The sequence below is a fragment of the Dysosmobacter sp. genome, from assembly GCF_034093755.1.
GTDB lineage: Bacteria > Bacillota > Clostridia > Oscillospirales > Oscillospiraceae > Oscillibacter.
This window is the reverse complement of sequence record NZ_JAXEBZ010000058.1, coordinates 1-5,148: the sequence shown is the minus strand read 5'-3', so window position 1 is coordinate 5,148 and position 5,148 is coordinate 1. Positions and strand designations below refer to the sequence as shown.

General features: G+C 62.0%; 3 protein-coding genes. All 3 read left to right on the top strand.

The annotated features are described in order from the left end of the window. Window positions 1–802, top strand: an 802-nt coding sequence (locus SOX55_RS07975; RefSeq protein WP_325286909.1) for an SPFH domain-containing protein, incomplete at its 5' end; no start/stop codon positions are given. 73 nt (window positions 803–875) lie between these two features. Continuing rightward, the gene (locus SOX55_RS07970) at window positions 876–1,763 is read left to right on the top strand and encodes a LysR family transcriptional regulator (protein WP_325286908.1); all 888 of its coding nucleotides are present in this window, start codon (window positions 876–878) and stop codon (window positions 1,761–1,763) included. A 347-nt stretch (window positions 1,764–2,110) separates the two neighbouring features. Continuing rightward, window positions 2,111–5,148 (top strand): DNA-directed RNA polymerase subunit beta (rpoB, locus tag SOX55_RS07965; protein ID WP_325286907.1); only part of this gene is annotated, 3,038 nt, incomplete at its 3' end.

Here is a 5,148-nt window from a genome sequence, read left to right as displayed (position 1 = left end):
CAAGGCGTCGTTCCAGAATATGGGCAAGCGTTTCACCTTTGGCGGCGAGCCCCCCAAGGATCAGCGAGTCTACTATTTCAACACCAAGGAGCTCATCGGCAACAAGTACGGCACCCCCTCTCCTGTGACCTTCCGGGTTGTGGACCAGCGGGCCGGCATCGTTATCGACATTTCTATTCGCTGCTTCGGGGAATACAGCTACAAGCTGGTCAATCCTCTCCTGTTCTATACCAACGTCTGCGGCAACGTGTCGGACGAATACAACCGCATGGAGCTGGACAGCCAGCTGAAAAGCGAGCTGCTCACCGCCCTCCAGCCCGCCTTCGCACGAATCTCTGAACAGGGCATCCGCTATTCCGCGCTTCCTGGCCATGCCCAGGAACTGGCCTCCGCCCTGAAGGAAGAACTCTCCGCCCAGTGGCGGGACTTCCGCGGCATTGAGATCCAACGGGTGGGCGTCTCCTCGGTGAAGGCCAATGAGGAAGACGAGCAGATGATCAAGGAGATGCAGCGCAATGCGGCCTTCATGGACCCCACCCGGGCGGCGGCCCATCTGGTTGGCGCTCAGGGTGCGGCTATGCAGTCGGCGGCGTCCAACCCCAACGCCGGTCCCGCCATGGCCTTTATGGGCATGGGAAGTCCGGCGGTCTCCGGGGAGGGAACCGCCTCCGTGATGGTCAATTCCACGTCCAGCTCCCGCTCCTGGGCCCGCAGGTCCGCCAGCTCGTCGGGCCGCGCTTCGTACACCATGATTTTCATCCTGAGCCACGCTTCCTTTGCTGATAATGATTTGTTATCTTAAGCCGGAATTTCCGGGATTGCAAATCCAAAATATCCATATTAAAATAAGATTATCTTATTATTGGAGCGGAGCTATGAACATCAACCAACTGAAGTACTTTGTGGCGGTGGCGGAGCAGCGGAGCTTCACCAGGGCCGCCACGCAATATTACATTTCCCAGACGGCCATCACCCAGCAGGTCCGGGCGCTGGAGGAGTCGCTGGGGGTCCGGCTGCTGGACCGCAACAGCCGGCCGGTTTCCCTGACGCCTGCCGGAACGGTGTTTCTGAAGGAAGCCAAGGCCGTGCTGATGCGGATGGAGACCGCCCTCAGCAGGACCCGGGACGCCTCCGCGGGACTGGTGGGCACCATCCGGATTGGCTACACCAAGGGCTATGAGCGCAGCGACCTGTCCAACAAGCTGTGCGGCTTTCACCGGGCCTTTCCCAACATTCTGCTGATCTGCTTCCGCTGCGACACGGACATGCTGGCGGCGGGGTTGCTGAACGGGGAGTACGACCTGATCTTCACCTGGGACAGCACCAACCTCTGCCGGGAGGACCGGGTGGAGAGCCGGCTGGTGGAGCGGGTGCGGCTGGTGGTGGCCCTTTACGGCGGCCATCCCTTCGCCCAGCGGGCCTCCCTGCGGCGGGAGGACCTGAAAAACGAGACGATTCTGTACATGACTCCCTCCGGCACCGGCGATTCCTTCGGCGACGCCTATTTCATGCAGCTCTATCAGAAAGCGGGCTACCAGCCCAACATCCTCCTGCGCTCCAACGACACGGAGAGCATCCTGATGATGGTGGCGGCGGAGGAGGGCATCTCCATCCTGCCCGCCTACTGCACGGATAAGCTGACCAATGCGGACAACCTGGTGTTCGTTCCGCTGGAGGGGGAGGAGGAGACGGAGGAGATTCTGGCGGCCTGGCGGAAGGGGGATGACAGCATTCCCCTGGCCCGCTTCCTGGAGACGCTGTGACGGTAAATAAAAAAGCTCCCCCGCAAAACGGGGGAGCTTTCCGCGCAGCAAAAAGCAGCCGAAAATCTTCGGCTGCGGGAAAACAACGGTTGACAACAGGCGGAAACCATGATAAAATTAGTCGCTTGCAAATATGAGTGGGCAAAATCCCACACTCAAATCCTGAAATCAAGATAGCACATCTGACAGGGAAAAGCAATAGCAGAGCGGGTGAAATTTAACAACAAGGCCGGGCGTGTCGGAAACGGGGCGCCTGCGGCGGCTGCTCTGCGCCGATGAAAATACTCTGCCGCGGCCGGGGGAGGACAGACCCGGACGGGGCAAAAGAAAGGTTGCGTGAACAACAGATGGCCAAAGACAAGTATTACGGAAAGACCCTTCGTAAGTGCTTTGCCCGGCACGAGGAAGTCATGCCCATGCCCAACCTGCTGGAGATCCAGAAGAACTCCTATCAATGGTTCTGGGACGCCGGCCTGCGGGAAGTATTCGCGGACGTGGGCACCATCAACGACTACCAGGGAAATCTGGAGCTGAGCTTCATCGACTACAAGATGGATGAGGCTCCCAAGTATGACGTGGAGGAGTGCAAGGCACGGGACGCCACGTACGCGGCGCCGCTGAAAGTCAAGGTGCGTCTGCGCAACAAGGAGACCGAGGAGATCAAGGAGCAGGAGATCTTCATGGGAGATTTCCCCCTGATGACCCACTCCGGCACCTTCGTCATCAACGGCGCGGAGCGCGTGGTGGTGTCCCAGATCGTCCGTTCTCCCGGCGTGTACTACGGCAAGGAGCTGGACCTGAAGACCGACCTGCCCATCCTGACCTCCACCGTCATCCCCTACCGGGGCGCCTGGCTGGAGTATGAGACCGACGCCAACGAGGTGTTCTGGGTCCGCATCGACAAGAACCGCAAGCTGCCCATCACCTGCCTGATCCGGGCCCTGGGCCTGCGGACCGACGCGGAGATTCAGGAGACGTTCGGCGACGATCCCCGCATCATGACCACCCTGGAGAAGGACCCCTGCAAGACCTATGAGGACGCCATGCTGGAGATCTACCGCAAGCTGCGTCCCGGCGAGCCCCCCACGGTGGAAGCCAGTGAGACCCTGATGAACAACCTGTTCTTCGACCCGCGCCGCTACGACCTGTCCACCGTCGGCCGGTACAAGTTCAACAAGAAGCTGTCCCTGTGGGCCCGGGTCACCGGCTACAAGCTGGTCTATCCCGTGGCGGACCCCGCCAACGGCGAGATCCTCTTCGAGGAGGGCCACCTGCTCAGCGGCGAGGACGCCCGTCTGCTGGACGCGGTGGGCGTGGCCGAGGTCACCATCGACGTGGACGGCGCGCCCCTGAAGGTGATGTCCAACCGGATGTGCGACCTGAGCCACTATGTGGACTTCGACGCCAAGGCCGAGTGCGGCATCAAGGAGCGGGTCCGCTTCGCCGTGCTGCAGGAGCTGCTGAACCAGTACTCCGGCGAGGACCTGAAAGACCAGCTGCGCCTCCACAAGGATGAGCTGGTGCCCAAGCACATTGTGGTGGACGATATCCTCTGCTCCATCAACTATATGAACGGCCTGGCCCGGGGCATCTCCAACAAGGACGATATCGACCACCTGGGCAACCGCCGCCTGCGCTGCGTGGGCGAGCTGCTGCAGAACCAGTTCCGCATCGGCTTCAGCCGCATGGAGCGGGTGATCCGGGAGCGCATGACCATTCAGGAGCTGGATACCGTCACCCCCCAGAGCCTGATCAACATCCGGCCCGTCACCGCCGCCATCAAGGAGTTCTTCGGCTCCAGCCCCCTGTCCCAGTTCATGGACCAGACCAACCCCCTGGCGGAGCTGACCCACAAGAGGCGTCTGTCCGCCCTGGGTCCCGGCGGTCTGTCCCGGGAGCGGGCCAACATGGAGGTCCGTGACGTGCACTACAGCCACTATGGCCGTATGTGCCCCATCGAGACTCCCGAAGGTCCCAACATCGGCCTGATTTCCTATCTGGCCACCTATGCCCGCATCAACGAGTACGGCTTCATTGAGGCTCCCTACCGCAAGGTGGATAAGGAGACCTTCCGTGTGTCCGACGATATCACCTATATGACCGCCGACGAGGAGGACAACTACGTGGTGGGCCAGGCCGCCGAGCCGGTGGACGAGAACGGCTGCCTGATCAACGCCCGTATCATCGCCCGTCACCGGGATGAGATCGTGGAAGTGGACAAGGAGATGGTGGACTACATCGACGTGTCCCCCCGCATGATGGTCTCCATCGCCACCGCCATGATTCCCTTCCTGCCCAACGATGACGCCAACCGTGCCCTGATGGGCGCCAACATGCAGCGTCAGGCAGTGCCCCTGCTCCGCCCCGAGGCCCCCATTGTGGGCACCGGCATGGAGCACAAAATCTGCATCGACTCCGAGGTGGTGGTTCTGGCCGAGGGCGAGGGCGAGGTCACCAGTGTGGACGCCCGCCACATCACCGTCAAGTATGACAACGGCGAGACCAAGGACTACAAGCTCACCAAGTTCCTGCGGTCCAACCACGGCACCTGCATCAACCAGCATCCCATCGTCTCCGTGGGCGAGCGGGTCCACGGCAAGCGGGTGAATGAGAAGGGCGAGATCGAGGATCCCACCGTTCTGGCCGACGGCCCCGCCACCGATCAGGGCGAGATCGCCCTGGGCCGCAACATCCTGGTTGGCTTCATGACCTGGGAAGGCTACAACTACGAGGACGCCGTGCTGCTGAACGAGCGTCTGGTCCGGGAGGACTACTACACCTCCATCCACATCGAGGAGTATGAGATCGACTCCCGGGATACCAAGCTGGGACCCGAGGAGATCACCCGGGATATCCCCAACGTGGGCGAGGACGCCCTGAAGGACCTGGACGAGAACGGCATCATCCGCATCGGCGCCGAGGTCCACTCCGGCGACATTCTGGTGGGCAAGGTCACCCCCAAGGGCGAGACCGACCTCACCGCCGAGGAGCGGCTGCTGCGGGCCATCTTCGGTGAGAAGGCCCGTGAGGTCCGCGACACCTCCCTGAAGGTGCCTCACGGCGAGTCCGGCATTGTGGTGGACGCCAAGAAGTTCACCCGCGAGGCCGGCGACGAGCTGGGGCCGGGCGTGAACCAGGTGGTCCGCGTCTATATCGCCCAGCGCCGCAAGATTCAGGTGGGCGACAAGATGGCCGGCCGTCACGGCAACAAGGGCGTTGTGTCCCGGGTGCTGCCCCAGGAGGATATGCCCTTCCTGCCCGACGGTACGCCGCTGGATATCGTGCTGAACCCCCTGGGCGTGCCCTCCCGTATGAACATCGGTCAGGTGCTGGAGGTCCACCTGGGCTACGCCGCCCAGAAGCTGGGCTGGAAGGTGGCCACCCC

Coding starts and splice junctions, on each gene's coding strand:
- SOX55_RS07970 (WP_325286908.1), top strand. CDS start 876: ATGAACATCAACCAACTGAAGTACTTTGTGGCGGTGGCGGAGCAGCGG.